The sequence below is a fragment of the Aeromonas bivalvium genome (assembly GCF_000819765.1).
Classification (GTDB): Bacteria; Pseudomonadota; Gammaproteobacteria; order Enterobacterales; family Aeromonadaceae; genus Aeromonas; species Aeromonas bivalvium.
This window is the reverse complement of the sequence record NZ_CDBT01000004.1, coordinates 28,814-54,220: the sequence shown is the minus strand read 5'-3', so window position 1 is coordinate 54,220 and position 25,407 is coordinate 28,814. Positions and strand designations below refer to the sequence as shown.

General features: G+C 61.6%; 22 protein-coding genes and 1 pseudogene. 8 read left to right on the top strand and 15 right to left on the bottom strand.

The features are described from left to right. Positions 1 to 204: 204 nt before the first annotated feature. The 9 genes from BN1119_RS00480 to sdhC form a co-directional block, all read right to left on the bottom strand. Positions 205 to 639, bottom strand: coding sequence for a YcgN family cysteine cluster protein (locus BN1119_RS00480; RefSeq protein ID WP_041992282.1), 435 nt, complete (start codon positions 637 to 639; stop codon positions 205 to 207). A gap of 251 nt (positions 640 to 890) precedes the next feature. Further along, complete coding sequence (sucD, locus tag BN1119_RS00475; protein WP_041992280.1) at positions 891 to 1,763, bottom strand: succinate--CoA ligase subunit alpha; 873 nt, start codon at positions 1,761 to 1,763, stop codon at positions 891 to 893. Then, positions 1,763 to 2,929 carry an ADP-forming succinate--CoA ligase subunit beta gene (sucC, locus tag BN1119_RS00470; RefSeq protein ID WP_041992277.1) on the bottom strand — a complete coding sequence of 389 codons (1,167 nt, stop codon included), beginning with the start codon at positions 2,927 to 2,929 and terminating at the stop codon, positions 1,763 to 1,765. Before sucC ends, sucD begins: the two co-directional genes overlap by 1 nt. A 91-nt stretch (positions 2,930 to 3,020) precedes the next feature. Further along, entirely contained in the window at positions 3,021 to 4,205 is a 1,185-nt protein-coding gene (odhB, locus tag BN1119_RS00465; protein ID WP_041992274.1) for a 2-oxoglutarate dehydrogenase complex dihydrolipoyllysine-residue succinyltransferase, read from the bottom strand. A gap of 33 nt (positions 4,206 to 4,238) precedes the next feature. Then, positions 4,239 to 7,049 carry a 2-oxoglutarate dehydrogenase E1 component gene (gene sucA / locus BN1119_RS00460; protein WP_041992271.1) on the bottom strand — a complete coding sequence of 937 codons (2,811 nt, stop codon included), beginning with the start codon at positions 7,047 to 7,049 and terminating at the stop codon, positions 4,239 to 4,241. A gap of 125 nt (positions 7,050 to 7,174) precedes the next feature. Next, the gene (locus tag BN1119_RS00455) at positions 7,175 to 7,891 is read right to left on the bottom strand and encodes a succinate dehydrogenase iron-sulfur subunit (protein ID WP_041992269.1); all 717 of its coding nucleotides are present in this window, start codon (positions 7,889 to 7,891) and stop codon (positions 7,175 to 7,177) included. Positions 7,892 to 7,908: 17 nt separating this feature from the next. Beyond that, positions 7,909 to 9,675 (bottom strand): succinate dehydrogenase flavoprotein subunit, encoded by a 1,767-nt coding sequence (sdhA, locus tag BN1119_RS00450; protein WP_041992266.1) that lies wholly within the window; start codon positions 9,673 to 9,675, stop codon positions 7,909 to 7,911. Between the two features lies 1 nt (position 9,676). Further along, positions 9,677 to 10,021 carry a succinate dehydrogenase, hydrophobic membrane anchor protein gene (sdhD, locus tag BN1119_RS00445; RefSeq protein WP_041992263.1) on the bottom strand — a complete coding sequence of 115 codons (345 nt, stop codon included), beginning with the start codon at positions 10,019 to 10,021 and terminating at the stop codon, positions 9,677 to 9,679. Then, positions 10,015 to 10,404, bottom strand: coding sequence for a succinate dehydrogenase cytochrome b556 subunit (sdhC, locus tag BN1119_RS00440; protein WP_041992260.1), 390 nt, complete (start codon positions 10,402 to 10,404; stop codon positions 10,015 to 10,017). Before sdhC ends, sdhD begins: the two co-directional genes overlap by 7 nt. A gap of 435 nt (positions 10,405 to 10,839) precedes the next feature. On the opposite strand from sdhC, the gene BN1119_RS00435 reads away from it, so the two are divergent. Continuing rightward, positions 10,840 to 12,126, top strand: a complete 1,287-nt coding sequence (locus BN1119_RS00435; RefSeq protein ID WP_041992257.1) for a citrate synthase — start codon at positions 10,840 to 10,842, stop codon at positions 12,124 to 12,126. 100 nt (positions 12,127 to 12,226) lie between these two features. After that, on the top strand, positions 12,227 to 12,544 hold the full coding sequence (locus tag BN1119_RS00430) for a DUF4377 domain-containing protein (RefSeq protein ID WP_041992604.1): 318 nt from the start codon (positions 12,227 to 12,229) through the stop codon (positions 12,542 to 12,544). A 67-nt stretch (positions 12,545 to 12,611) separates the two neighbouring features. Here BN1119_RS00430 and fbp read toward each other — a convergent pair whose 3' ends face one another. Then, positions 12,612 to 13,640 carry a class 1 fructose-bisphosphatase gene (gene fbp / locus BN1119_RS00425; protein ID WP_041992254.1) on the bottom strand — a complete coding sequence of 343 codons (1,029 nt, stop codon included), beginning with the start codon at positions 13,638 to 13,640 and terminating at the stop codon, positions 12,612 to 12,614. Positions 13,641 to 14,015: 375 nt separating this feature from the next. Between fbp and BN1119_RS00420 the strand changes: the two genes are divergently transcribed. Then, positions 14,016 to 15,632, top strand: a complete 1,617-nt coding sequence (locus tag BN1119_RS00420; RefSeq protein ID WP_041992251.1) for a peptide ABC transporter substrate-binding protein — start codon at positions 14,016 to 14,018, stop codon at positions 15,630 to 15,632. Positions 15,633 to 15,759: 127 nt separating this feature from the next. On the opposite strand, the pseudogene BN1119_RS20810 reads toward BN1119_RS00420, so the two are convergent. From BN1119_RS20810 to sixA, 3 genes and pseudogenes are all read right to left on the bottom strand, one after another. Next, positions 15,760 to 15,921, bottom strand: a pseudogene (locus tag BN1119_RS20810) (EamA family transporter); the annotation flags it as partial. A gap of 139 nt (positions 15,922 to 16,060) precedes the next feature. Further along, positions 16,061 to 16,267, bottom strand: coding sequence for a DUF1107 domain-containing protein (locus BN1119_RS00410; protein ID WP_041992245.1), 207 nt, complete (start codon positions 16,265 to 16,267; stop codon positions 16,061 to 16,063). 116 nt (positions 16,268 to 16,383) lie between these two features. Further along, positions 16,384 to 16,863 (bottom strand): phosphohistidine phosphatase SixA, encoded by a 480-nt coding sequence (sixA, locus tag BN1119_RS00405; protein WP_041992242.1) that lies wholly within the window; start codon positions 16,861 to 16,863, stop codon positions 16,384 to 16,386. 168 nt (positions 16,864 to 17,031) lie between these two features. Here sixA and BN1119_RS00400 point away from each other — a divergent pair, with 168 nt between their 5' ends. After that, the gene (locus BN1119_RS00400) at positions 17,032 to 19,806 is read left to right on the top strand and encodes an insulinase family protein (protein ID WP_041992239.1); all 2,775 of its coding nucleotides are present in this window, start codon (positions 17,032 to 17,034) and stop codon (positions 19,804 to 19,806) included. Positions 19,807 to 20,112: 306 nt separating this feature from the next. Here BN1119_RS00400 and BN1119_RS00395 read toward each other — a convergent pair whose 3' ends face one another. Together BN1119_RS00395 and BN1119_RS00390 are read right to left on the bottom strand one after the other, a co-directional pair. Beyond that, positions 20,113 to 20,760: a thiopurine S-methyltransferase gene (locus BN1119_RS00395; protein WP_041992236.1), complete on the bottom strand. Its 648-nt coding sequence runs from the start codon at positions 20,758 to 20,760 to the stop codon at positions 20,113 to 20,115. Positions 20,761 to 20,894: 134 nt separating this feature from the next. Continuing rightward, positions 20,895 to 22,265: a leucine-rich repeat-containing protein kinase family protein gene (locus BN1119_RS00390; RefSeq protein ID WP_041992234.1), complete on the bottom strand. Its 1,371-nt coding sequence runs from the start codon at positions 22,263 to 22,265 to the stop codon at positions 20,895 to 20,897. Between the two features lie 222 nt (positions 22,266 to 22,487). Here BN1119_RS00390 and BN1119_RS00385 point away from each other — a divergent pair, with 222 nt between their 5' ends. The 4 genes from BN1119_RS00385 (at position 22,488) to BN1119_RS00370 (ending at position 25,386) form a co-directional block, all read left to right on the top strand. Further along, positions 22,488 to 23,054 (top strand): MarR family winged helix-turn-helix transcriptional regulator, encoded by a 567-nt coding sequence (locus tag BN1119_RS00385; protein WP_244463653.1) that lies wholly within the window; start codon positions 22,488 to 22,490, stop codon positions 23,052 to 23,054. Beyond that, on the top strand, positions 23,051 to 23,833 hold the full coding sequence (locus BN1119_RS00380) for a HEAT repeat domain-containing protein (RefSeq protein ID WP_041992228.1): 783 nt from the start codon (positions 23,051 to 23,053) through the stop codon (positions 23,831 to 23,833). The genes BN1119_RS00385 and BN1119_RS00380 overlap by 4 nt, the downstream gene beginning before the upstream one ends. Next, on the top strand, positions 23,830 to 24,201 hold the full coding sequence (locus BN1119_RS00375; RefSeq protein ID WP_041992226.1) for a DUF6616 family protein: 372 nt from the start codon (positions 23,830 to 23,832) through the stop codon (positions 24,199 to 24,201). The genes BN1119_RS00380 and BN1119_RS00375 overlap by 4 nt, the downstream gene beginning before the upstream one ends. 420 nt (positions 24,202 to 24,621) lie before the next feature. Further along, a complete protein-coding gene (locus BN1119_RS00370) occupies positions 24,622 to 25,386 on the top strand; it encodes an SDR family oxidoreductase (protein ID WP_041992224.1) in 765 nt (254 codons plus the stop codon). Positions 25,387 to 25,407 lie beyond the last annotated feature (21 nt).

Sequence of the window (25,407 nt, the reverse complement as noted above, 5' to 3'; positions counted from 1 at the left end):
ACTTATCTTTTTTCCCTCATCTTCCACGCCTGGAGGCTGTAACCATCAAGGCGGACCGTTTAGAGAGGCGCTTTCGGGCCCCCTGCTCTCGTCACAAATGGCTCTCCTTCAGTTCTTCCACCATCGGCTCGACTGCTTCACCTCCCGTCAGAAACGAAGAGAGCCACGCAAGGTGGCTCTCTTTTAAAGGGGGCAATGGGCAGCTCAGCTCGCCCAGGTGATGATGTGATCCTCCCACTCTCCCGCCTCGCGCTCGTGTATCACCTTGCCACGCACCGACTGGCCAGCCTGGTGCATGGCGGAGCGGCTGCCGGTGATGAGCGGATGCCAGGCCGGCAGGCTCTGTCCCTCGGCCAGCAGACGGTAGGCGCAGCTTGACGGCAGCCAGTTGAACTCGGCAATCTTGTCCACCGTGATCTGCAGGCAGTCCGGCTCCTTCTTGAAGCGATTGTGATAGTCGGAGCACTGGCAGCTCCTGGTGTTGAGCAGATTGCAGGCCACATTGGTGAACACCAGCTCATCGGTATCGGCGTCGATCAGCTTGTTGAGGCAGCACTTGCCGCAGCCATCGCACAGGGACTCCCACTCGGCCGTGGTCATCTGTTGCAGGGTCTTGGCCTGCCAAAAAGGAGTTTGCATAAGAGGCTCGCTAAATACACCAGGAAAGCGCGTGGTTATACCCCTTATCCCCCGATTTTTCAAGGTGAAGGCTGTATGGTCCAATCATACTGGGCACCATGCTGCCATCCGGTTGGAAGCCGGATGACCGCTCCCCTTTGAGGGCAATGGTTGAGGGCAATGGTCAGGTGAATACCCTCACCATACCGATTAAGCGCCATAAAAAATGCCGCCCTGGGGCGGCATCTTGCTATCGGAGAGAACAGGCTAACTTACCAGCCGGTCACTTCCCGCAAGGCCTTGCCGATATCGGCCAGGGAGCGCACGGTTTTCACACCGGCATCTTCCAGGGCGGCAAACTTCTCGGCCGCGGTACCCTTGCCACCGGCGATGATGGCGCCAGCATGGCCCATGCGCTTGCCCGGAGGCGCGGTGACGCCCGCGATGTAGGAGACCACCGGCTTGGTGACGTTGGCCTTGATGTAGGCCGCCGCTTCTTCCTCGGCATTGCCGCCGATCTCGCCGATCATGACGATGGCTTCGGTCTGCGGATCGTTCTGGAACATCTCCAGGATGTCGATGAAGTTGGAGCCCGGGATGGGGTCGCCGCCGATACCGACGCAGGTGGACTGGCCGAAGCCTTCGTCCGTGGTCTGCTTGACCGCTTCGTAGGTCAGGGTGCCGGAGCGCGACACGATGCCCACCTTGCCGGGCTGGTGAATGTGACCGGGCATGATGCCGATCTTGCACTCACCCGGAGTGATAACGCCCGGGCAGTTGGGGCCAATCATGCGCACGCCGGTTTCCTGCAGCTTCACCTTGACGTCCAGCATGTCCAGGGTCGGGATGCCTTCGGTGATGGTGACGATGAGCTGGATGCCGGCATCGATGGCTTCCAGGATGGCGTCCTTGCAGAAGGGCGCCGGCACATAGATGACGGAGGCGGTGGCACCTGTGGCTTCCACGGCGTCACGCACCGTGTTGAATACCGGCAGGCCCAGGTGGGTAGTGCCACCCTTGCCCGGGGACACGCCGCCGACCATCTGGGTGCCGTAGGCAATGGCCTGTTCGGAGTGGAAGGTACCCTGGCCGCCGGTGAAGCCCTGGCAGATCACCTTGGTATCTTTGTTGATCAGAACGCTCATTATTTGGCCTCCGCTGCTTTAACCACTTGCTGAGCTGCGTCAGTCAGACTCTTGGCGGCGATGATGTTGAGGCCGCTCTCGGCCAGTTTCTGGGCACCCAGGTCGGCATTGTTGCCTTCCAGACGTACCACCACGGGTACCTTGACCCCCACTTCCTTCACGGCGCCTATGATGCCTTCCGCGATCATGTCGCAGCGCACTATGCCGCCGAAGATGTTGACCAGCACGGCCTGCACCTTGGTGTCGGAGAGGATGATCTTGAACGCCTCGGTCACCCGCTCCTTGGTGGCGCCACCGCCGACGTCCAGGAAGTTGGCCGGTGAACCGCCGTGCAGGTTGACGATGTCCATGGTGCCCATGGCCAGACCCGCACCGTTGACCATGCAGCCGATGTTGCCGTCGAGGGCCACATAGTTCAGCTCCCACTGGGCGGCGTGCGCCTCGCGGGGGTCATCCTGGGAGGGATCGTGCATCTCGCGCAGCTTGGGCTGACGGTACAGGGCGTTGGCATCGATGTTGATCTTGCCGTCCAGGCAGTGCAGGTTGCCCTTGTCGGTGATGACCAGGGGGTTGATCTCCAGCAGGGCGAAGTCGCAATCCTGGAACATCTTGCCCAGACCCATGAAGATCTTGGTGAACTGCTTGATCTGATCGCCGACCAGACCCAGCTTGAAGGCCAGCTCGCGGGCCTGATAGGCCTGGGGGCCCACCAGGGGATCGATGGCGGCCTTGTGGATCAGGTGCGGCGTCTCTTCGGCGACTTTCTCGATCTCGACACCGCCCTCGGTGGAGGCCATGAAGACCACGCGGCGGCTGCTGCGATCGACCACGGCGCCCAAGTAGAGCTCCTTGGCGATGTCGGTGCAGGATTCCACCAGGATCTTGGTGACCGGCTGGCCGTTGGCGTCGGTCTGGTAGGTGACCAGGTTCTTGCCAAGCCAGTTCTGGGCGAAGGCACGGATCTCGTCCTTGCTCTTGGCCAGCTTGACGCCGCCCGCTTTACCGCGGCCGCCGGCGTGCACCTGGCACTTGACGACCCACATGTTGCCGCCAATCTTGTCTGCCGCTTCGGCAGCTTCTTGCGGGGTTGCGCAGGCATAACCTTCGGAGACCGGCAGGCCATACTGGGCAAACAGCTGTTTTGCCTGATATTCATGCAAATTCATGATGTTCTATCCGTGTTGTCGTTATATCCGTTGGGGTGTTTCTCAATGCCCCTGCGATAGGGGCCCGGACAGGCCCCTATATTCTTGGTGATCAGACGTCCAGCAGCAGACGGGTCGGATCTTCCAGCAGCTCCTTGATGGAGACCAGGAAGCCGACCGACTCGCGGCCGTCGATGATGCGGTGATCGTAGGAGAGCGCCAGGTACATCATCGGCAGGATTTCCACCTTGCCGTCCACCGCCATGGGCCTGTCCTGGATCTTGTGCATCCCCAGGATGGCGCTTTGCGGCGGGTTGATGATGGGAGTGGACATCAGGGAGCCGAACACGCCACCGTTGGTGATGGTGAAGTTGCCGCCGGTCAGTTCGTCCACGGTCAGCTTGCCGTCACGACCCTTGCCCGCCAGCTCCTTGATGGCCTTCTCGATGTCGGCCAGGCTCATGCTGTCGCAATCGCGCAGTACCGGGGTCACCAGGCCGCGGGGGGTGGAGACGGCGATGCTGACGTCGAAGTAGTTGTGATAGACGATGTCGTCACCATCCAGCGCCGCGTTCACTTCCGGGTAGCGCTTGAGGGACTCGACCACGGCCTTGACGTAGAAGGACATGAAGCCGAGCTTGATGCCGTGCTTCTTCTCGAAGATCTCGCCGTACTGCTTGCGCAGCTTCATGATGGGCGCCATGTTGATCTCGTTGAAGGTGGTCAGCATGGCGGTGGTGTTCTTGGCCTCCAGCAGACGTTCGGCGATGCGCTTGCGCAGGCGGGTCATGGGCACCCGCTTCTCGGTGCGACCGGCCAGGGGGGCGATCGGCGCAGCCGGAGCTGCCGCAACCGGGGCGGCGGGCTTGCTGCCACCCTTGAGGAAGGCTTCCACGTCTTCCTTGGTAACGCGACCGCCCTTGCCGGTACCGGTCAGCTTGGCCACGTCGATGGCGTGCTCGGCCACCAGGCGGCGCACCGAGGGGCTCAGATCATCGGCCGCGCCACTCTCGGCGGCGGCTTCAACCGGCTTCTCCTTGGTCTCTTCGCCCGCGACCGGAGCGGCCTTGAGCATGGCGATCAGCTGGCGGGAGAGCACGGTGGCGCCTTCGGCCTGCAGAATGTCACCCAGGATGCCCGCTTCCGGCGCCGGCACTTCCAGTACGACCTTGTCGGTCTCGATGTCGACCAGCACTTCGTCACGGGCAACCAGATCCCCCGGTTGCTTGTGCCAGGTCGCGATGGTGGCGTCGGCCACTGATTCCGGCAGGTCCGGTACCTTGATCTCGATAGTCATGTAATCAGTTCCTTGTTACTTCTTGTTCAGGGCTTAGGCCAGAGTAAGGGCGTCTTCCACCAGGGCTTTCTGCTGCTTGGCGTGGACGGACATGTAACCGACCGCCGGTGAGGCGGAGGCCGAACGACCGGCATAACGCAGGGTGGCACCGGCAGGCAGGACCCCATCATAGTGATGGCGAGTGCAATACCAGGCGCCCTGGTTCTGCGGCTCTTCCTGACACCAGACGAAATCGGTGACATGGGCATAATCGGCCAGGATGGCGCGCACTTCCGCCTCGGGGAAGGGGTAGAGCTGCTCGATGCGCACCAGGGCCACGTCTTGCTGCTCGGCCTTGCGACGGGCATCGAGCAGGTCGTAGTAGACCTTGCCGGAGCAGAACACCACCCGCTTGACCCCTTTCGGATCCAGGGCGTCGATCTCGCCGATGGCATTCTGGAAGGTGCCTTGTGCCAGTTCTTCGAGCTTGCTCACCGCCAGCGGATGACGCAGCAGGGACTTGGGCGACATCACGATGAGCGGACGACGCATGGGGCGCACCACCTGGCGGCGCAGCATGTGATAGACCTGGGCCGGGGTGGAGGGCACGCACACCTGCATGTTGTGCTCGGCGCACATCTGCAGATAGCGCTCCAGACGGGCGGAGGAGTGCTCCGGACCCTGTCCCTCGTAGCCGTGGGGCAGCAGCATGGTCAGGCCGCACATCCGGCCCCACTTCTGTTCGCCGGAGGAGAGGAACTGGTCGATCACCACCTGGGCACCGTTGGCGAAGTCACCGAACTGGGCTTCCCAGATGGTGAGGCCGGCGGGCTCGGCGCTGGCGTAACCATATTCGAACGCCAGTACCGCCTCTTCGGAGAGCACGGAGTCATAAACTTCGAACGGTCCCTGCTGCTCATGAATGTTGCACAGCGGTGTGTAGGTGCTGGCATCGTTCTGGTTGTGCAGCACGGCATGGCGGTGGAAGAAGGTGCCGCGGCCGGAATCCTGCCCCGTGATACGGATGCGGGCGCCCTTGTCCACCAGGGTGGCGTAGGCCAGGGTCTCGGCGAAGCCCCAGTCCAGCAGCTTGTCGCCGGCGGCCATCAGGCGGCGGTCTTCGTATATCTTCTGCACCTGACGTTGCAGCACGTGGGAGGCCGGGTACTGGCTGACGCGCTCGCCCAGGGCCTTGAGCTGCTCCATGGGCAGGCTGGCGTCATAGTGCATGGCCCAGTCGTGACCGAGATACGGGGTCCAGTCCACGGAGTGCAGCTCCATGGGGCGCCACTCCTTGACCACCCGCTCCCCCTTGTCCAGGGCGTCACGGTATTCATTGACCTGGGCGGTGGCCAGCTCCTGGCTGATGCTGCCTTCGGCGACCAGCTGATCGGCGTAGATCTTGCGCGGCGTCGGATGCTGCTTGATCTTCTGGTACATCAAGGGCTGGGTCGCGCTCGGCTCGTCCGCCTCGTTGTGGCCGTGACGACGGTAGCAAACCAGCTCGATCACCACGTCGCGCTTGAAGGTATTGCGATAATCCAGCGCTATCTGGGTCACCAGCACCACGGCTTCCGGGTCGTCCCCGTTGACGTGCAGCACGGGGGCCTGCACCGCCTTGGCGATGTCGGTGCAATATTCGGTGGAGCGCACGTCACGCATGTTGGAGGTGGTGAAGCCCACCTGGTTGTTGATGACGATGCGCACCGTCCCGCCCACGCCATAGGCTCGGGTCTGGGACATGTTGAAGGTCTCGGCAACGACCCCCTGCCCCGCGATGGCCGAGTCACCGTGGATGGTGATGGGCAAGACGCTGGAGCCGTCCTTGTCGCCACGTCTGTCCATGCGCGCACGCACGGAGCCGATGACCACGGGGTTGACGATTTCGAGGTGAGACGGGTTGAAGGCGAGCGCCAGGTGGACGTTGCCGCCCGGGGTGGCGAAGTCGGAGGAGAAGCCCATGTGGTACTTCACGTCCCCTGTGCCCCAGGATTCGCCATGCTTGCCGGCGAACTCGTCGAACAAGTCCTGGGCACGCTTGCCGAGCACGTTGATCAGCACGTTGAGACGGCCGCGGTGGGCCATGCCGATCACGGCCTCCTTGCAGCCCTGCTCGCCGGCGCGGCGGATCAATTCCTTGAGCATGGGCACCATGGCATCGCCCCCTTCCAGGGAGAAGCGCTTGGCGCCGGGGAACTTGGCCCCCAGGTATTTTTCCAACCCTTCGGCGGCGGTCAGGTTCTCGAGGAAGCGGGTCTTCTCTTCGAGGCTATAGGTCCCCTTCCCTTCGATGGATTCGAGTCTGTCTTGCAGCCAACGCTTCTCTTCGGTGGAGGTGAGGTGCATATAGTCGGCGCCTATGCTGCCGCAATAGGTCTTCTTGAGCGAGGCATAGAGATCGGAGAGCACCATGGTCTCGCGACCGATGGCGTAGGAGCCCACATTGAAGGTGGCCTCCATATCTGCACCCTGCAGGTTGTGAAAGGCCGGATCGAGCTCGGCAACGGTTTCACGGGCCCAGAGACCGAGAGGGTCCAGCTTGGCATTCTGGTGACCGCGGAAACGGAAGGCGTTGATCAGTTGCAATACGCGCACCTGCTTCGCATCCACCTGGGGATCGGAAACGGGGGCACTGAAACGGGAGGGGTCCTTGGCCAGACGACGGAAATAATCGCGGACCTGGGAGTGGGGTTGTTCTACCGCGTGACCATTGACCTGGGGCAGTTCAGCAAAGATGCTGCGCCACTCCTCGGCAACGGAATCGGGATCGTCCAGAAAGGATTCGTACAAATCCTCTATATAGCTTGCATTCGCACCAGCCAGGTGAGATGACTCCAACCAGGCCTTCATCACGCCGTTATGCATGTCTATCCCTTGTACTTCTTGTCACTGCCACGAAGCAGCTTTGTCGGGGTTAAACGGCCACCCTTCCAGGGGTCGAGTGGCCATCCAGAGGTCGGGCCCCTGCCCTTGCGGCGGGGCCCTGGGTATTACACAGCCCGGTTGAGCAGCATCGACTTGATATGGCCGATGGCCTTGGTCGGGTTGAGGCCCTTAGGACAGACGCTCACACAGTTCATGATGCCGTGGCAACGGAAGACGCTGAAGGCATCATCCAGGTTGCCCAGACGCTCAGTGGTGGCGCTGTCGCGGCTGTCGGCCAGCCAGCGATAGGCGGCAAGCAGACCGGCGGGGCCGATGAACTTGTCCGGGTTCCACCAGAAGGAGGGGCAAGAGGTCGAGCAGCAGGCACAGAGGATACATTCGTACAGGCCGTCGAGCTTGGCACGCTCTTCAGGGGATTGCAGGTGCTCACGCACGGGCGGCAATTTTTCGTCGTTGATGAGGAAGGGCTTGACCTTCTCCCACTGGGTGTAGAACTGGGTCATGTCGATCACCAGATCGCGGATCACCGGCAGGCCGGGCAAGGGGCGGATGACCACCTTGTTGCCCTTCTTCAAGAGATCGGAGAGCGGGGTGATGCAGGCAAGACCGTTCTTGCCATTCATGTTGATCCCGTCCGAGCCACAGACCCCTTCACGGCAGGAGCGACGGAAGGCGAGCGTGGGATCCAGCTCTTTGAGCTGGATCAGCGCATCGAGCACCATCATGTCGGAACCTTCAGGAATATCAAGACGATAATCCTTCATATGTGGGGCGTTATCAACGTCCGGGTTATAGCGATATACCGAGAATGTGACGTTCATTGTGCTTTGCTCCGCAATCAGTAAGTCCGGACCTTGGGCGGGAACGCCTCACGGGTCTTGGGTGACATGTTGACCGCGCGACGGGTCATGGACTCGGTGTCCGGGTGATAGAGGCTGTGGCACAACCAGCTATCGTCGTCACGCTCCGGGAAGTCGAAGCGGCTGTGGGCGCCCCGGCTCTCGGTACGGAAGTTGGCCGCCACCGCGGTGGCAAACGCCGTCTCCATCAGATTGTCCAGCTCCAGGCACTCGATGCGTTGGGTGTTGAACTCCTTGGAGGTATCGTCAAGACGGGCGTTCTTCAGGCGCTCGCGGATGAGCTTGAGCTCCGCCAGCCCTTCGGCCATGGCGTCACCTTCACGGAACACGGAGAAGTTGTTCTGCATGCAGCGTTGCAGATCCCGGCGGATCTGGGCCGGGTCTTCACCGTCTCGGGTGTTTTCCCAGCGATTGAAACGGGCCAGGGCGGCATCGATGTCCGCTTCGGAGGCGGCGCGGCCATGCTCCATCTCCCCCAGGGTGTTGACCAGGTGCATGCCGGCGGCACGACCGAACACCACCAGATCCAGCAGGGAGTTGCCGCCGAGGCGGTTGGCACCGTGCACGGAGACACAGGCGATTTCCCCCACCGCGAACAGGCCGACCACGGGGACGTCGTTGCCGTCTTTATCCTGGGTCAGGCACTGGCCGTTCACGCTGGTCGGCACGCCGCCCATCATGTAGTGGCAGGTCGGGATGATGGGGATGGGTTCCTTGACCGGATCCACGTGGGCGAAGGTGCGAGAGAGCTCGCAGATGCCCGGCAGGCGGGATTCCAGTACGTCCTTGCCCAGGTGATCCAGCTTGAGCTTGATGTGCGGGCCCCAGGGACCGTCGCAACCACGGCCTTCGCGGATCTCGATCATGATGGAGCGGGCCACCACGTCGCGACCGGCCAGATCCTTGGCGTTGGGCGCATAGCGCTCCATGAAGCGCTCGCCGTCCTTGTTGAGCAGATAACCGCCCTCACCGCGACAGCCTTCGGTCACCAGCACCCCTGCCCCGGCGATGCCGGTGGGGTGGAACTGCCAGAATTCCATGTCCTGCACGCCCACGCCGGCGCGCAGCGCCATGCCGACGCCGTCACCGGTATTGATGTGGGCGTTGGTGGTGGACTGGTAGATGCGACCGGCGCCGCCGGTGGCAAGCACGGTGGCCTTGGCCTTGAAGTAGACGACTTCGCCGCTCTCCATGTCGATGGCGGTACAACCCACCACGTGGCCGTCCTGGTTCTTCACCAGATCCAGGGCATACCACTCGGAGAAGACGGTGGTCTTGCTCTTGACGTTTTGCTGATACAGGGTGTGCAGCAGGGCGTGACCGGTACGGTCGGCCGCCGCGGCGGTACGCGCCGCCTGCTCACCGCCAAAATCCTTGGACTGGCCACCGAACGGGCGCTGATAGACGCGGCCGTTGTCGAAGCGGGAGAAGGGCAAGCCCATGTTCTCCAGTTCGTAGACGGCTTCCGGGCCCGTCTTGCACATGTATTCGATCGCTTCCTGGTCACCGATGTAATCGGAGCCCTTGACGGTGTCGTACATGTGCCACTGCCAGTTGTCGTCATGGGCATTGCCCAGGGCGACCGTGATCCCGCCCTGGGCGGACACGGTATGGGAGCGGGTCGGGAATACCTTGGACAGCAGAGCACAGCTCTTGCCGGATTGGGCAATCTGCAGTGCGGCACGCATGCCGGCGCCACCGGCACCGATCACCACCGCATCAAATTCACGAGTTGGAATAGTCACCTTATACACCCCACAGCACGACGAAACCCGTCATCAGATAGACAAACAAGACCACGACCAGGGCAAATTGCAGAGAGCCCCGTACGGCAACCGGCTTGATATAGTCGGTCAGCACCTGCCACAAGCCGATCCAGGCGTGGATCAGCACACAGAAGAGCGCCAACAGGGTGAACACCTTGGTAAAGGTCTGGGCGAAGAAGCCGACCCATACCTGGTAGGTGATGTCGTTGAAGGCAATGAAACCCACCAGATAGAGGGTGTAGAACGTCATGATGAGGGCGGTGGCACGGATCAGGATGTAATCGTGAACGCCGCTGCGCCCGAAGGTTGCAGAATTGGTTACCATACCAGTACTCCCGCCAATACCGCCAAGACACCGGTGATCACGAAGGCCACACGGGCGCTCTGTGAGCCGGATTCCAGCTCTTCCCAATAGCCCATGTCCATGATCAGGTGACGAATACCACCAACGATGTGGTACGCGAGCGCCGTCAGGATCCCCCAAAACACGAGTTTGACCAGGATGTTGTCCAGGATGGACATGACAGTGTCGAAACCCTCGGGAGAGGAAAGGGAAGTACCAAGCATCCACAGCAAGATGGAAAGCGCCACAAAGGTGATCACCCCTGAGACACGATGCAAGATGGAAGCGATGGCGGTGACAGGAAAGCTGATAGTCTGTAGGTCGAGGTTTACAGGTCTCTGTTTATTTTTCACGGCTTTGCCCACTCAGCTCCATTGAGCACGTTAGTTATTGTTTTCACAAACTATTGAGGGCACGGAGTGGCATTTGTTAGGATTTTGTTACCAAAACAACTCAGGAAAGCCAAAAACAACATTTTCAATATCACATCCGGCTTTGCGAAAGCGTTTCAAACACCGACAGCCATCACCCACGAGGCGCAGTATATCGGCGGCCTTAACCAATGACAATCAAATAGCTACAAAGAAAACCCAAAACCGTAAACCAGATCTCACATCTTGTTTAACAGGTCATTAATGATCATTCAGCAAAATTGACAAGGGTGGGGAACTCTGGTTCAAATAAGGCGCTCCAGCCGCCCCCCTGGGTGAGAAAAGGGTGAGAAACCCTTGTGCCTGAGTCATGAATCTCGTAATAGAGTACGACTGGAACAAATTATAAAAGAGCAAAGGAGACGTGCTATGGCTGATAAAATAGCCACCCTACACTTACCCGGAAAAGAGCCGGTCGAATTGCCGATCCTGTCCGGTACTCTGGGACCCGATGTGATTGATGTCAGAAAGCTGGGCGCTCAGGGTTACTTCACGTTCGATCCCGGCTTCATGGCCACAGGTTCTTGCAAATCCTCCATTACTTACATCGATGGCGATCAGGGTGTCTTGCTGCACCGTGGTTACCCCATCGCCCAGTTGGCGACCCAGGCCAGCTATCTGGAAGTCTGCTACATCCTGCTGTACGGCGAAGCCCCGACCAAGGCGCAATACGCCGAGTTCGAGCGCATGGTGATGCGTCATACCATGGTGCACGAACAGATCGTCTACTTCTTCCGCGGTTTTCGCCGTGACGCCCACCCCATGGCCATCATGTGCGGTGTGGTCGGTGCCCTGTCCGCCTTCTACCACGATGCGCTGGACATCAACAACGAGCAGCACCGCGAGATCTGCGCCTTCCGCCTGCTCTCCAAGATGCCGACCCTGGCCGCCATGAGTTACAAATACTCGGTCGGTCAACCCTTCATGCATCCGCGCAACGGCCTCTCCTATGCCGGCAACTTCCTGCACATGATGTTTGGCGTACCGACCGAGGAGTACAAGGTCAATCCCATCGTCGAGCGGGCCATGGATCGCATCTTCACCCTGCACGCGGATCACGAGCAGAACGCCTCTACCTCCACCGTGCGTCTGGCGGGCTCCTCCGGTGCCAACCCGTTTGCCTGTATCTCCGCCGGGATCGCCTCCCTGTGGGGACCGGCTCACGGCGGTGCCAACGAAGCCTGCCTCAAGATGCTCGAGGAGATTGGGTCTGTGGATCGCATCCCCGAGTTCATCGAGAAGGCCAAGGACAAGAACGACCCCTTCCGCCTGATGGGCTTCGGTCACCGGGTCTACAAGAACCACGATCCCCGTGCCCAGGTCATGCGTCAGACCTGCCACGAGGTGCTCGAAGAGCTGCAGATCAAGGATCCGCTGCTGGCCGTCGCCATGGAGCTGGAGCGCATCGCGCTGTCCGATGCCTACTTCATCGAGAAGAAACTCTACCCGAACGTGGACTTCTACTCCGGCATCATCATGAAGGCCATCGGCATCCCCGTCTCCATGTTCACCGTGATCTTCGCCATGTCCCGTACCATCGGCTGGATTGCCCACTGGAACGAGATGCTGTCCGATCCCGATCAGAAGATAGGTCGCCCGCGTCAACTCTATGTCGGCGCGTCGGAGCGCGAGTTCACCCCGCTCGAACAGCGCTGATCGGCCCGTTGCCGAGACAGTGATCAAGAAGGCGGTCATTGACCGCCTTTTTCTTTCGCGTTTTAATCCTCGCTTGAATTCATCAACGAGGCCCATGCCCATGAAATTACCCCTTGCCGCTGCCGCCCTGGTGCTCGCTGGCTGTCAACCGGCCCCCGCTCCTAAGGGCGACACCCTCTTCATCAACACCCAGCTGGTGCCCTGCACAGGTGTAGGCCCCATGCAGTGCATGGAGGTCAAGGAGAGCAAGGATCAGGACTGGACGTTGTTTTACAGCCAAATTCAAGGCTTTACCTTCGAACCTGGTTACCTGTACGAGTTGAAGATTGCCAAGCATCCGGTGGAAAATCCCCCCGCAGACGCCCCCAGCATTCGCTACGAACTGCTGGAACTGGTGAGCAAACAAGCGGCCAAATGAGCCGTGAGTGCATGGAAAAAGGCCGCTTGTGCGGCCTTTTTGCTTTTTGTCGTAAGGGATCGGACTCTTACTCCTTCACCTCTTCATGGGCGGAAAACTCGCGCATGAAGCCCTCGGCCCGCTCCACCATCCGGGTTGAGCCCACGAAGTAAGGGGTGCGCTGATGCAGGGCGGTCGGTTGTATGTCCATGATGCGACGGAAACCGTCAGAGGCCTTGCCCCCCGCCTGCTCCACCAGGAATGCCATGGGATTGCACTCATAGAGCAGGCGCAGCTTGCCGTTCGGGGAGTTGGTGCCGGACGGATAGATATAGATGCCGCCCTTGAGCAGGTTGCGGTGAAAATCCGATACCAGGGAACCGATATAGCGGGAGGTATAGGGTCTGTGGGTCGCCTCATCCCGCTCCTGGCAATATTTCAGGTATTTCTTCACCCCGTCCGGGAACTTGATGTAGTTGCCCTCGTTGATGGAGTAGATCTTCCCCTCCTCCGGGATGCGGATGTTCTCGTGAGAGAGGCAGAAGCAGCCGATGGAAGGGTCATAGGTGAAACCGTTGACCCCAAAGCCAGTGGTGTACACCAGCATGGTGGAGGAGCCATAAACCACGTAGCCGGCGGCAACCTGACGATGGCCCGGCTGCAGGAAGTCATCCAGGCGCACCGGCGAGCCCGGCTCGCTGACCCGGCGATAGATGGAGAAGATGGTGCCGACCGAGACGTTGACATCGATGTTGGAGGAGCCATCTAGGGGATCTATCAGCACCACATACTTGGAGTGAGCCGAGAGCGCCGAATCGAAGGCGACGAAGTCCTCCTCCTCCTCGGAGGCCATGCCGCACACCTCGCCCCTGGCCTCCAGGGCCGCCTTGAAGCGCTCGTTGGCGTAGACATCCAGCTTCTGCTGCTCTTCACCCTGCACATTCGAGGAGCCCACCGATCCCATGATGTCGGCCAGTCCGGCCTTGTTGATCTCCCGGTTGACCACCTTGGCAGCGAGGCGAATGGAGCTGAGCAAGGAGCTGAGTTCGCCGGTTGCGGTCGGATAGTCCGCCTGTTTTTTGACGATGTACTCACCCAGGGTGATCATGTTCTTCATGGTGTTTCCTTTGAGCGTTTCCGTTGGCGTTGAAAACGTTTGCAGGGCGGCACAAAAAAAGTGCCGGACCCGGCATCGTTGTTATGTAACCCAATGTAACGTTGAAAATTTGTTTTTGCAGCGAATTAACTCATTGAATTTCTGTTCAAAAAAGTCACATCACTGGCCATTTCGCGCTTGATGTGCCGAGATCACCCCGGGCTTTCGAGAAGTTAATTCGCTTCGATAAGCCGCCAGAGGCCGCTCTCCCCTCCTCCTGCGCCCCTCCCTGACGATGCCCGTCCCTTGGGGGAGCCGGACTCGCGCTTGAGCTTTCCTTGCGGATACAGCACACTGGGATCGCTTTGGAAGCATACAAAAACATAAGGATATTCAATGAAGAAGACCCTCATCGCCGGGGCCGTGCTGGCCCTGTTCGCGCTGCCCGCCCTGGCAGCACAGGTACCACCCGGCACCACATTGCTCCCCGCCGACCAGCAGACCTTTATTCGCAACATAGGAGCAGAGCCCGCCTCCATCGACCCCCAGCTGGTGGAGGAGAGTTCAGGCAGCGAGATAGTGAACGATCTGTTCGAGGGCCTCTATACCGTGGACGGCAATGGCAAGCTGCAGCCGGCCGGCGCTATCGGTTATGAAGTGGATGCCAGCGGCACCCTCTACACCTTCACCCTCAGGCCCGACGCCAGGTGGTCCAACGGCGAGCCGGTGACGGCGGCAGATTATGTCTATGGCTGGCAGCGGGCGGCAGATCCCAAGACCGCATCGAACTATGCCTGGTTCATCGAGCTGACCGGGGTCACCGGTGCCAGCGAGGTGCTGGCGGGCAAGGCAAGTCCGGATACCCTCGGCATCAAGGCCCTCGATGACCATACCCTGCAGATCCGCCTCAAGGCCCCCGTCCCCTTCTTCCTCAAGACCCTCTCCCACTACACCACTTTCCCGGCGCCACGGGCAACCATCGCCAAGTTTGGCCAGGAGTGGGTCAAACCGGGCAATATCGTTTCGAATGGTGCCTATGTGCTCAAGGAGTGGACCCCCAACGAGCGTCTGGTGGCCGAACGCAACCCCCATTACTGGGACAATGCCAATACGGTGATCAACAAGGTGCTCTATCTGGAGATAGTGGCCGACACCGCCGCCTACAATCGCTATCGGGCCGGCAGCCTGCACTACACCAGCTATCCCCTGGAGCAATACGCCGTCCTGAAGAAATCGGCGCCGGACGAACTGCTCAACGTGCCGCTGCTGGCCAGCTATTACTATGTGTTCAACACCCAGCGCAAACCCTTTGACGACCCCAGGGTGCGCAAGGCGCTCTCTCTGGCCATCGACCGCGACACCATCACAGGCAAGATCCTGGGCCAGGGGCAGATCTCGGCCTACAGCTTCACGCCGCCCATCGTCGATGGCTTCGAGCTCAAGCCCTCCCGCAGCCAGCTGATGAGCAAGGAGCAACGTATCCAGGAGGCCAAGGCGCTGCTGGCCGAGGCCGGTTATGGCCCGGACAAGCCCCTGAGCGTGGATATCCTCTACAACACCAACGAAGGCCACAAGAAGATAGCGCTCGCCATCTCCTCCATGTGGAAGCACAACCTGGGGGTGAAATCCGAGCTCAACAACATGGAGTGGAAGACCATGGTCTCCGCCCTCAACGAGGGAGACTTCGGGGTGAGCCGCTACTCCTGGAACGGCGACTACAACGACGCCTCCACCTTCCTCGACATCATGACCTCCAGCAGCTCGGCCAACAGTGGCAAGTGGGTCAACAAGGAGTATGACGCCCTGCTCGCCAAGGCCCACGATGCCCAGAGCCCGGCCGAGCGCAACCAGCTTTATCAGGCGGCAGAGCAGATCCTCGATCAGGAAGCCCCCATCGCTCCCGTTTACTTCTACGTGAAGTCCCGACTGCTCAAGCCCTTCGTGAAGGGCTACCCCTACCACAACCCCCAGGATCTGGTCTATTCCAAGGACATGTACCTGATCGCCCAGTAAGGCCCCGACGGCGGATCCTGATAGCAGACGGCCCCATTGCGGGGCCGTTTTCCTATGGACGAGAAGGCGGGCGTCCCCTTGCGACTGAGGGTGGATCTGACATCGACTGGGCGAGCTGGCCGTCAGGTCGCCTGGCAAGAAATGACGTCAGGATGAGGACGGCCACCAGCCAGCATGACCACGCCATGGCCGTCGGTGAGCGCAGCCCCAGCGCGAGCTTGCTGACGATGTCATCGCCGGTCCAGATGGCCATGCAGGAGAAGGGGAAGAGCGTTGCCAATGGAGGCATGATGGATGGGATCCGCAGCAATAGGCGCTCATTGCAGGAGGCCAGGTACCGGGTGCAAGGACCATATCCCGGGGGCGAAACAATCAGACCCTCCGAAGAGGGTCTGGGGCACGGCATGGCGGCAACGCGGGGGGCGTCGTTACGCCGCATCCATGTGCAGGCGACCTATCAGGGCGTTGACCTCGAGCACCGTCTGGCGGTGCGGCAGATCGGCCTGGTTCGGCATCAGCAGCAGCCCGGACTGAAAGTCGAAGCGGCCACGGCCATGGATATAAATGCGCCCCTTGAAGAAGGTTTTGACGTGCTTTGCCACCATCAGCGGCAGGTATTTTTTAAATACTCTCATCGTTGTAACCTCTTGCCATTGTCCCCGTATGACAGCAGTTTCTGCGAAACGGTTCCCTGAAAACTGGATATTCATCCATGAACAACAAGGTCAAACATTAAAAAAGCTGAATGTTATCAAATTGTTTCGATGGGTATTGTATGAGGTCCAGTCAGCCAGAGCAAGTTGCCTTTACCCTGCTGCCACTCGATGCAGGCCAGACCCGAGGTGGCGAACATGGGGGCACCGGCCGCCGGGCTCAGCATCTGCACCAGATAGCCCACCAGGGGCAGGTGGCTGACCATGAGGATGCTGTCGTGCTGGTCGGCCAGGGCGGTGAGATAACTGGCCACCAGGGCCGGATCGCCGTAAGGGGTGATCTCCGCACTCTCCTCGACCCGGCTCGGGGTCGGCAACACCTGGCTTATCCCCTGCCAGGTCTGACGCGCCCGCAGATAGTTGCTGTGGATCACCAATCCCAGGCCATTGTCCAACTGGGGGGCGAGCCAACGCGCCATGTGCAGCGATTCTGCCACCCCCTGTTCAGTCAAGGGACGCTGTTCATCGGTTTTCGCATTCATGCCAGCCTGGCCATGACGCATGATGTAAATCTTCATTCCCACCTCACCCTGTCGGGCCTGTTTGGACGTTGACGGCGGGGCGATCTTACCTTGACCCGCACGGGGAAACAATTGCGCGACCTCTCAGAAAAGGGTTTGCCCAACCGGGAACCGAGGTCGATAATCATCTTTAAATTCAAATAAATCCAACATGAGTCAACGCCTATGAGCCCCTATGCCAGCCCGAATGACCACAGGCAGTATCACTACCTCACGCTGGCCAACCGGCTCAAGGTGCTCCTCATTTGCGACCCTGAGACCGACAAATCGGCGGCCTCCCTGGCGGTCAATACCGGCCATTTCGACGATCCCGCCGATCGCCAGGGCATGGCCCACTTCCTCGAGCATATGCTGTTTCTCGGTACCCGGACCTTCCCCAAACCCGGTGAGTACCAGCAGTTCATGAATCGTCACGGCGGCAGCAACAACGCCTGGACAGGTACCGAGTTCACCAACTTCTTCTTCGATATCGACAATGCCTACTTCGAGCAGGGGCTGGCCCGGTTCGCCCAGTTCTTCATCTGCCCGACCCTGGCGCCCGAATGGGTCGACAAGGAGCGCAACGCGGTCGATTCCGAATATCGCCTCAAGCTGATGGACGACGTGCGCCGCAGCTATCAGGTGCACAAGGAGACGGTCAACCCGGCCCACCCCTTCACCAAGTTCTCGGTCGGCAATCTCGATACCCTGGCGGATCTGCCGGGACGCAGCCTGCATGGCGACCTTGTTGCTTTCTACGAGCGCCACTACAGCGCGGATCGCATGGCGTTGGTGATGCTGTCGCCCGAGTCTATTGCGACCCAATTAACCTGGTGTGAACACTTCTTCGGCCCCATCGTCGATCGCAAGCTGGGGGAGCCCGCCCTGACGGAGCCCCTCTACCGGCAGGAGGATTTGGGGCTGCGCATCGATCTGGTACCTGTCAAGGAGAGCCGCCGACTGAGCCTGACCTTCCCGCTGCCGCCGGTCGATGCCTATTACGATCGAAAACCCCTCACCTTCCTCAGCCACCTCATCGGCTATGAGGGCAATGGCAGCCTGCTCTCCCTGCTCAAGGAGAAAGGATGGGTCAATCAGCTGGCAGCCGGTGGGGGCGTGAGCGGCAGCAACTTCAAGGATTTTGGCATCAACTTCGGCCTGACCCCGGCAGGGGTCGATCATGTGGACGAGATCATCGGCCTGCTGTTTGGCTATCTCAAGCTGATCCAGCGCCAGGGGCTCGCCCCCTGGCGCTACGTGGAGAAACAACAGGTGCTCGAGTCGGCGTTTCGCTTCCAGGAGCGGGGCAAGGCCCAGGACACGGTGGCGGGCCTGGTGCTCAACCTCTTCCTCTATCGCCCGGAGGATCTGCTCTACGGCGACTACATGATGCGCGAGTATGACGAGCCCCTGATCGCACGCCTGCTCGCCAAGCTGATCCCCCACAACCTGAGGGTCACCCTGGTGGCCCCCGGGCTTGTCACGGATCGCCTCGCCCGCTGGTATCAGACCCCCTACAAGGTGAGCACCATCCCGGAGGCCAGCAAGATCCGCTGGCAACAGTGCGAGCCCGATAGCGCCCTGGCCCTGCCCGAGCCCAACCCCTTCATCGCCGGTCGCCTGGAACCCAGGACACCCGCGATCGCCGCCGACCAGCCCGCCTGCCTGATAGACAGGCCCGGCTTTCGGCTCTGGCACCTTCATGAACACCAGTTCAAGGTCCCCAAGGGCAACCTCTACATCGCCATCGACAGCGAGCACGCGGTCAAGAGTCCGCGCCACATCGCCATGGCCCGGCTCGCGGTGGAGCTGCTGAGCGATCACCTCAACGCCCTCACCTACCCGGCCGAGCTCGCCGGCCTCGGCTATCAGATGTATGCCCACCAGGGGGGCTTTACCATCACCCTGAGCGGCTTCTCCGACAAGCAGGCCCTGCTGCTGGACATGATCCTTGGCAATCGCACCCTGGGCTATCCGGATCCGGCCCGCTTCGCGGCCATCAAGCAGCAGCTTGTTCGCAACTGGGAGAACCAGGCCAAGACCCGCCCCATCAACCAGCTGTTCAACCAGCTCACCAGCCTGCTGCAACCCAACAACCCGCCCTTCGAGCAGTTGCTGCGCCATCTGCGCGGCGTCGAGATTGGCGAGATGCCGGCCTTCGTCGCCCAGCTGTTCAGGGAGGTGCACGTGGAGACCCTGGTGCACGGCGACTGGCAGGAGAGCGAAGCCCTGGCCCTGGCCGCCCTGCTCGAGCGCCATCTCGCGCCCTACAGCCAGCCGGGCAGCGAGACCCGCCGCCCCCTGCTCTCCATCCAGGACAGAGGCACCCTCATTCGCCAGCACGGGTGCGAGCACGAAGACTCGGCGCTGCTGGTCTACTACCAGTCCCGCACCACCCGGGCGCGGGATCTCGCCTGCTTCACCCTGGCCAACCACATCATGTCTTCCACCTTCTTCCACGAGTTGCGCACCCGTCAGCAGCTCGGCTATGTGGTGGGAGCCGGCAACCTGCCCCTCAATCGCCATCCCGGCCTCATCTTCTATATCCAATCGCCGGTGGCGGGGCCCCAGGTGCTGCTCGATGCGGTGGAGGAGTTCATCGATCTCTTCCCCCTGGCCATGCTCGAGTTCAGCGAGCAGCAATGGCAGGAGAGCAAGGCGGGGCTTCAGGCCCAGCTCAGCGAGCGGGATGCCAACCTGCGCAGCCGCGGTCAGCGGCTCTGGGTCAGCATAGGCAACAAGGATCTGGGCTTTGATCAGCGAGAAAGGGTCTGCGAGGAGGTGGGCAGGCTCAATCGCGCCGATCTGGTGCGCTTCGTCACCCAACTGAGATCCCGCACCTCGGACAGGCTCATCCTCTGCAGCTATGGCCAGGGCCATGAGCACGACGAGCGGATCACAGGGCAGATCATCGACGACACAGGGGCATTTCGCCTCACCGCTCAGCCCTTCGATGGCTGATGCGCCTCAAAGAAAAAGCCGGCCAAAGAGGCCGGCTGGAAATACCACCATAAAGACGGCAAGAGCCGCCAAACGTGAACATGAGCGTGAAAATCAGACACTGGACGGCACGCGACCAGGTCGATGCCAGCAGTGATTGAGAAACGAGTCCATCTTACCCCCTCCCGGCAGAGGCCGGTTGATCTACATCAAAAGAGGTAGCAAAGAGCCAGGAAGCTGTCCGTTTGCCGATCGGGATCACGGCTTCCACCTCTTGTAAGCTCACGCGCAGCACGTTCACCGTTCGGGACCACCCGCAGACGCCCCTCAGCCACGGCGGATCAGCCGGTAAGCCACCTCGTCGAAATAGGAGAGCTGCCCCGAGAGCACCCTGGGGTGATCCAGCTCCGTCGCCCGGCCCAGCACCTCGACACCAAAATCGCGCTCAAACAGGGTGCGCACCTCCATCTCCCCCACCGAGAACGGCGGCTGTTGCTGCTGCTCTGGCTGATACTCGAGGGTCACCAGCAACACCTGCCCCCCCGCCTCCACCAGGCGGCTCATCAGGGCGGCATACTGGCGGCGCATGGCGCTCGGCAAGGCGATGAGGGCCGCCCTGTCATAGACCAGGCGATAACGCCGTCCCAGCTCGGGGGCGGCGAAGAAATCCCCCTGATAGATGCGCAGATCCTCGTGGCGGTGGCACTGATATGGGCCCACCTCGCTTCTCTCTGCACTCAGCTTGTTCTCGTCAAAAAACTGGGTAATGGCGAGCTCGGAGAGCTCGAACCCATCCACCGGATGCCCCTGTTCACGCAGCCAGAGCATGTCCCGGGACTTGCCGCAAAGGGGCACCAGCACGGGGTCGCTCCCTAGCTGGGCCGACCACCAGGATTGCAGCCAGCGGTTGAAATCTGCCTGATGAAAGCCAATCCGGTTCTCTTTCCACTTCTGATGCCAAAACGCCGCTTCCATCATCTTCCTCTCGTCATCTGCAATGGTGCATCACTATCACAACTTCACCTAAGTGGCGCAAGCCCCATGATCCCGCCCCTGTGCAAGACAAGACTTGGAAGGAGCCAGTGGGACTCACACCGGGGCAGGCCCCCTCAGGCCACGACCCCAGGCTGGCTTGTCGTCATCTCTGTCAGCCGGGTCAGGATCTGCGCGAAGGCGGGTCGCCGGGAGGGCGCCTCAAAGCCGCAATCCCCGGCCAAACGATGAAGGGCATCCAGATTGGCATCCCCTCCATCACAGCGCGCCAGCAGCTCGGCCAGCAGGCAGCCAAAGGCCCGTACCTCCAGGCGCTCCAGCCGCCCGGCCAACACCTCATCGGCGCGGTCATAGCAGGAGGCGGCGCCAAAGTCCCCGAGCAGCACCCGGCCCGAAGCCTCCTGCGGCGAGTGAGGCATCGCGGGCTGCAAGGAGTACAGCAGGTTGTGGGCGTAGAGATCGCCGTGCAGGATGCCCCGCTCGTGCAGATGCCGGGCGGCGCTCGCCACCCCCTGCCCCATGGCCATCACCTGGGCCGGGGTAAAGTTGAGATCCGCTGGATAGACATCCCGGGTGCAGGAGTCCAGGCTCGGGGGCCCCGCCAGAGTGGCGAAGGTGGGATCTATCAGGGGCATCACCAGTGCCGGGATGCCGGAGGGATGATCGCTCACTCGCCCCATCACCCCGACCAGGTTTGGATGGCGACCGGCGGCCAGGGACGCCCCCATCTCGCTCAGGGGCAGGCCGTCGCTGGTGACGGCCCCCTTGAAGAGCTTGACCGCCACCGCCCCGGCCCCTTCGGCCCTCGCCCACTCGGCGCGATGAATGACGCCGGACGCCCCCTCCCCGAGCACACCCCCCAGTGAGAGCGCCTGCCAGGGGATCTCGGCAGTGAACACCGATGTGCCGTTCAGGCACGCCTGCTCATCACAGAAGGGGTTGCCCGCAAAGGCCAGCCAGGACAGACGTGGCAAGTCGAGCAGCCACTCGGGCAGTGCCTCCAGCCGATTGGCGGCGATGCGCAAAAGCTCCAAACGATGGCAACCGGCAAGAGTCTCGGGAAGCTCATGTAGCCGGTTGCCCGAGAGCATCAGCTTTTGCAGATCAATGCACTGACCCAATTCGCCGGGCAGCGACTCAATCTCGTTGTCGGTCAGAATGAGCCAGCGCAGTCTGGCGGGCAGGGAGGCGGCCGAGACGGTCGCGATGCGGCTGGCCTTGAAGCCCACCATGGTGAGCGCGGGGCAGCGCCCCAACACTTGGGGCAGTTCGGTGAAGTTGTTCTCGGAGCAGAAGATAATGCGCAGCTTCTTGCACTCGGCCAGCTCGTCAGGCAACTCGCTCAGCTGGTTGCCGGTGAGATCCAGCACCTCCAGGGTCTCCTTGAGGCTCAAGATCTCGGGGGGGAACACCGTCAGGTTTTCAGCAAGTTTGAGGTGGCGGGCGCCAAGCAGTTCGCCCGCGCGCAGCTGTTCCAGGGTATGCATGGGATCGTCTCTATCAAGATTCGGGCTTGCGGTGGCTCACTGCGGGGCACTCCCCCGGGCCACAAAGGAGGGGCATTATAGGGAATGACGGCCAAAGATGGCCGATTTTCTTGCAAGGCTTTTTCTTGCAAAGCCCCCATCGCCACACACCCGCGCCCCATTGCCATCGATCATTCGGGTCGCACTCTTGCGTGGTTGATCATTTGATTGGCGCCATATAGTATGGCGCCATACAAAATCATTCGAGACCTCACCACCATGATCACGCTGGAACAGAAACACCTCGCCCTGCTTGAGGATGCAGAGCGCCGCGGCCACGCGGACACCGAAAACATACGCGTCTGCTTTGAGGTGCTGACCCTCGCCGCTGCCATCGATCAGGCGTGCGCGGCGCGCCTGGCCCCTCACCGCCTTTCCGAAGGCAAGTTCGTGCTGCTGTTTTTGCTGCGCGACCTGCCACAAGGGCTGGCTCCCCACGAGCTTGCCGTCAAGGCAGGGGTCACACGGGCCACCATCACCGGCTTGCTCGACGGGCTGCAGCGGGACGGCCTGCTGGCTCGCCACAGCGACAGCCAGGACAGGCGAAAGATCTCGGTGCGCCTGACAGAGCAGGGCCAGGCCCTGGCGCAGCACCTGCTCGATGAGCACAGCCAGTGGATAGGCTCCCTGTTTGCCGGGTTCGATCAGGCAGAGCGAGAGACCCTGAGCGCCCTGCTCAAGCGGGCCTGGCTCAACGTCATCTCATCCCGGGCAGGCTGCACTGAGGCTGTTACAGAGGAGCACCCATGACACGCAGCCGCATCACGGATATCGCCCCCTCACGCCTCGCCCAGCTCAACCGGGGAGAGATCGAGGCAAGCAACCTGACCGAATGCCTGGCGGTGGATTTTGCCGCCCTGATGCAGTGCGCCCGGCCTGCGCTCGGGCCCCAGGCGCTGGCGTCGATGCACGCCGCATCCGGGGAGGGCATTACCCGGCGCATGGCACTGGCCGCCAGATTGCTCCTGGCCGAGAACGGCACGAGGGATCTTGCGGCGCTCAGCCGCCATCCCTCCGATACCGTGCGGGGCTGGGCCTGTTTCATGGTGGGCGCGAGCGAGGAGCTGTCGCTCAGCGAGCGCCTGGCCCTCATTCGCCCCCTCGCCGATGACCCGCACTTCGGGGTGCGCGAGTGGGCCTGGCTCGCAATGCGAACGACCATTGCCGCGCAGCTCGAGGCGGCCATTGCCGCCCTGGTGCCCTGGACGGCGGAGCCGTCCGAGCGGCTGCGACGCTTTGCCAGCGAAGCGACCCGGCCCCGCGGCGTCTGGTGTACCCATCTTGCGTCCCTGCGACAAGCGCCGGAGCAGGCCCTGATGCTGCTCGAGCCCCTCAAGGCCGATCCCGCCCCCTATGTGCAGGACTCCGTTGCCAACTGGCTGAACGATGCGAGCAAAGACAGGCCACAGTGGGTCACTGATCTTTGCGCGCGCTGGTCTCGCGAAAGCCCCTGCCCCGCGACAACCCGGATTTGTCAACGCGCCTTGCGCACCTTGCGCAAGGGCCAACTCTCCAAGGAACCCCTATGACCCACTATCTGGCAGAGCTCTACACCCCCACTCCCGCCTGGCTGGCATTGAGCCAGACGGCCCGTCAGCAGTTCTTCGAGGCCATTGGCACAGGCATGGCCAACCTCGCCGCCCTCGGGGTGGAGCCCATCGCCCTGGGCGAGACCGATGCTGCCACCCTCCATGGTGCGCCCCACCTCTTCTTCGCCATCTGGCGCGGGCCGGATGCCGCAGCCATCGAGGCCCTCGTCCAGGGAATAGCCGCATCGGGCTGGCACGACTACTTCGAGACGGTCAACGCCACCGGCGCCGGTGTCTGCCTGCGCGAGCACCTTGCACAGTTGGCCGCCCTGCCCTGCGCCGCCACATCCAGCCCCGCCCTGGCCTGATAACCCCTAAAAGAGCGTTATCCCACCAGGCTTTGCGTCAGTGCCACCGACACCGGTGGCACTGTTTTCCATGCCCTGCCCTTGCAAACCCAGGTCACCACCACCTGGGAAAGCAGCGCCACAGCCCCGCTCCCTTCCCGCTCCCTTCCCACTCCCTTCATAAAACGCTGATATCTCCCGATGCCGTGATGGCCCATCGCCGATGGCACAAGTGAGCAAGATCCGGGTCGTCGTGACGAAGGTTCGCCGCCATAGTGCTTTCAAACCAACAGTGCTTTCGACCCCCCCAAAGCTTTGAACCAAAGGAGGGTTGAACCAAAGGAGGTTTGAACCAGGAGGGGGTTGAACCCATCCACTTGTCTGCCAACCCTGCATGAACGTCACCACCCGGCGCCATGCACATCACGCGAGGGAACTGCCATGTCATTACTGTCCAACAAGGTCGCCATCATCACGGGCGCCAGCTCCGGTATCGGTCGCGCCAGCGCCATCCTGTTTGCTCGGGAGGGGGCCAGCGTCGTCGTCGGCGCCCGCCGCCAGCCCGAGCTGGATGCGCTGGTGGAGGAGATCCGCCATGAGGGGGGCCAGGCAGTGAGCCTGGCGGGGGATGTGAAAAGCGAGACTTACGCCCGCGCCCTGGTGGATCTCGCACTGACCCGTTTCGGCGGACTCGATGTCGCCTTCAACAACGCCGGCACCACGGGCGCGCCGGGCAACGTACAGGAGATGGCACTGGCACAGTGGCATGAGACCCTGGATACCAACCTCACCAGCGCCTTTGTGGGGGCCAAGTACCAGATCCCCGCCATGCAGGCACGCGGGGGCGGCTCCCTTATCTTTACCTCCACCTTCGTCGGCCATACCCTGGGGCTGCCCGGCATGGCGGCCTATGCCGCGAGCAAGGCGGGCCTCATCGGTCTGACCCAGGTGCTGGCCGCGGAGTTCGGGGCACAAGGGGTGCGGGTCAACGCCCTGCTGCCGGGGGGAACCGACACCCCCATGGGACGGGCCTTTACCGATACGCCGGAAAGCCTCGCCTTTGTGCAGCATATGCATGCCCTCAAGCGCCTGGCCCAACCGGAGGAGATCGCCCGCTCGGCCCTCTATCTGGCGTCCGATGCATCGAGCTTTACCACCGGCATTGCCCTGCTGGCCGATGGTGGGGTATCTATTTGTCGCACATGACCTTGTCGCCCCCAAGATCCT

Excerpts from the sequence above, each read along its gene's own strand:
- fbp (WP_041992254.1), bottom strand. The coding sequence starts at position 13,640 with ATGAAGAACATGATCACCCTGGGTGAGTACATCGTCAAAAAACAGGCG.
- BN1119_RS00455 (WP_041992269.1), bottom strand. The coding sequence starts at position 7,891 with ATGAACGTCACATTCTCGGTATATCGCTATAACCCGGACGTTGATAAC.
- BN1119_RS00395 (WP_041992236.1), bottom strand. The coding sequence starts at position 20,760 with ATGGAAGCGGCGTTTTGGCATCAGAAGTGGAAAGAGAACCGGATTGGC.
- sdhD (WP_041992263.1), bottom strand. The coding sequence starts at position 10,021 with ATGGTAACCAATTCTGCAACCTTCGGGCGCAGCGGCGTTCACGATTAC.
- sucC (WP_041992277.1), bottom strand. The coding sequence starts at position 2,929 with ATGAATTTGCATGAATATCAGGCAAAACAGCTGTTTGCCCAGTATGGC.
- BN1119_RS00385 (WP_244463653.1), top strand. The coding sequence starts at position 22,488 with ATGGCGCCATACAAAATCATTCGAGACCTCACCACCATGATCACGCTG.
- BN1119_RS00380 (WP_041992228.1), top strand. The coding sequence starts at position 23,051 with ATGACACGCAGCCGCATCACGGATATCGCCCCCTCACGCCTCGCCCAG.
- BN1119_RS00480 (WP_041992282.1), bottom strand. The coding sequence starts at position 639 with ATGCAAACTCCTTTTTGGCAGGCCAAGACCCTGCAACAGATGACCACG.
- BN1119_RS00400 (WP_041992239.1), top strand. The coding sequence starts at position 17,032 with ATGAGCCCCTATGCCAGCCCGAATGACCACAGGCAGTATCACTACCTC.
- BN1119_RS00410 (WP_041992245.1), bottom strand. The coding sequence starts at position 16,267 with ATGAGAGTATTTAAAAAATACCTGCCGCTGATGGTGGCAAAGCACGTC.
- sucA (WP_041992271.1), bottom strand. The coding sequence starts at position 7,049 with ATGCATAACGGCGTGATGAAGGCCTGGTTGGAGTCATCTCACCTGGCT.
- BN1119_RS00420 (WP_041992251.1), top strand. The coding sequence starts at position 14,016 with ATGAAGAAGACCCTCATCGCCGGGGCCGTGCTGGCCCTGTTCGCGCTG.
- odhB (WP_041992274.1), bottom strand. The coding sequence starts at position 4,205 with ATGACTATCGAGATCAAGGTACCGGACCTGCCGGAATCAGTGGCCGAC.
- BN1119_RS00370 (WP_041992224.1), top strand. The coding sequence starts at position 24,622 with ATGTCATTACTGTCCAACAAGGTCGCCATCATCACGGGCGCCAGCTCC.
- sixA (WP_041992242.1), bottom strand. The coding sequence starts at position 16,863 with ATGAAGATTTACATCATGCGTCATGGCCAGGCTGGCATGAATGCGAAA.
- BN1119_RS00430 (WP_041992604.1), top strand. The coding sequence starts at position 12,227 with ATGAAATTACCCCTTGCCGCTGCCGCCCTGGTGCTCGCTGGCTGTCAA.
- BN1119_RS00390 (WP_041992234.1), bottom strand. The coding sequence starts at position 22,265 with ATGCATACCCTGGAACAGCTGCGCGCGGGCGAACTGCTTGGCGCCCGC.
- BN1119_RS00435 (WP_041992257.1), top strand. The coding sequence starts at position 10,840 with ATGGCTGATAAAATAGCCACCCTACACTTACCCGGAAAAGAGCCGGTC.
- BN1119_RS00375 (WP_041992226.1), top strand. The coding sequence starts at position 23,830 with ATGACCCACTATCTGGCAGAGCTCTACACCCCCACTCCCGCCTGGCTG.
- sucD (WP_041992280.1), bottom strand. The coding sequence starts at position 1,763 with ATGAGCGTTCTGATCAACAAAGATACCAAGGTGATCTGCCAGGGCTTC.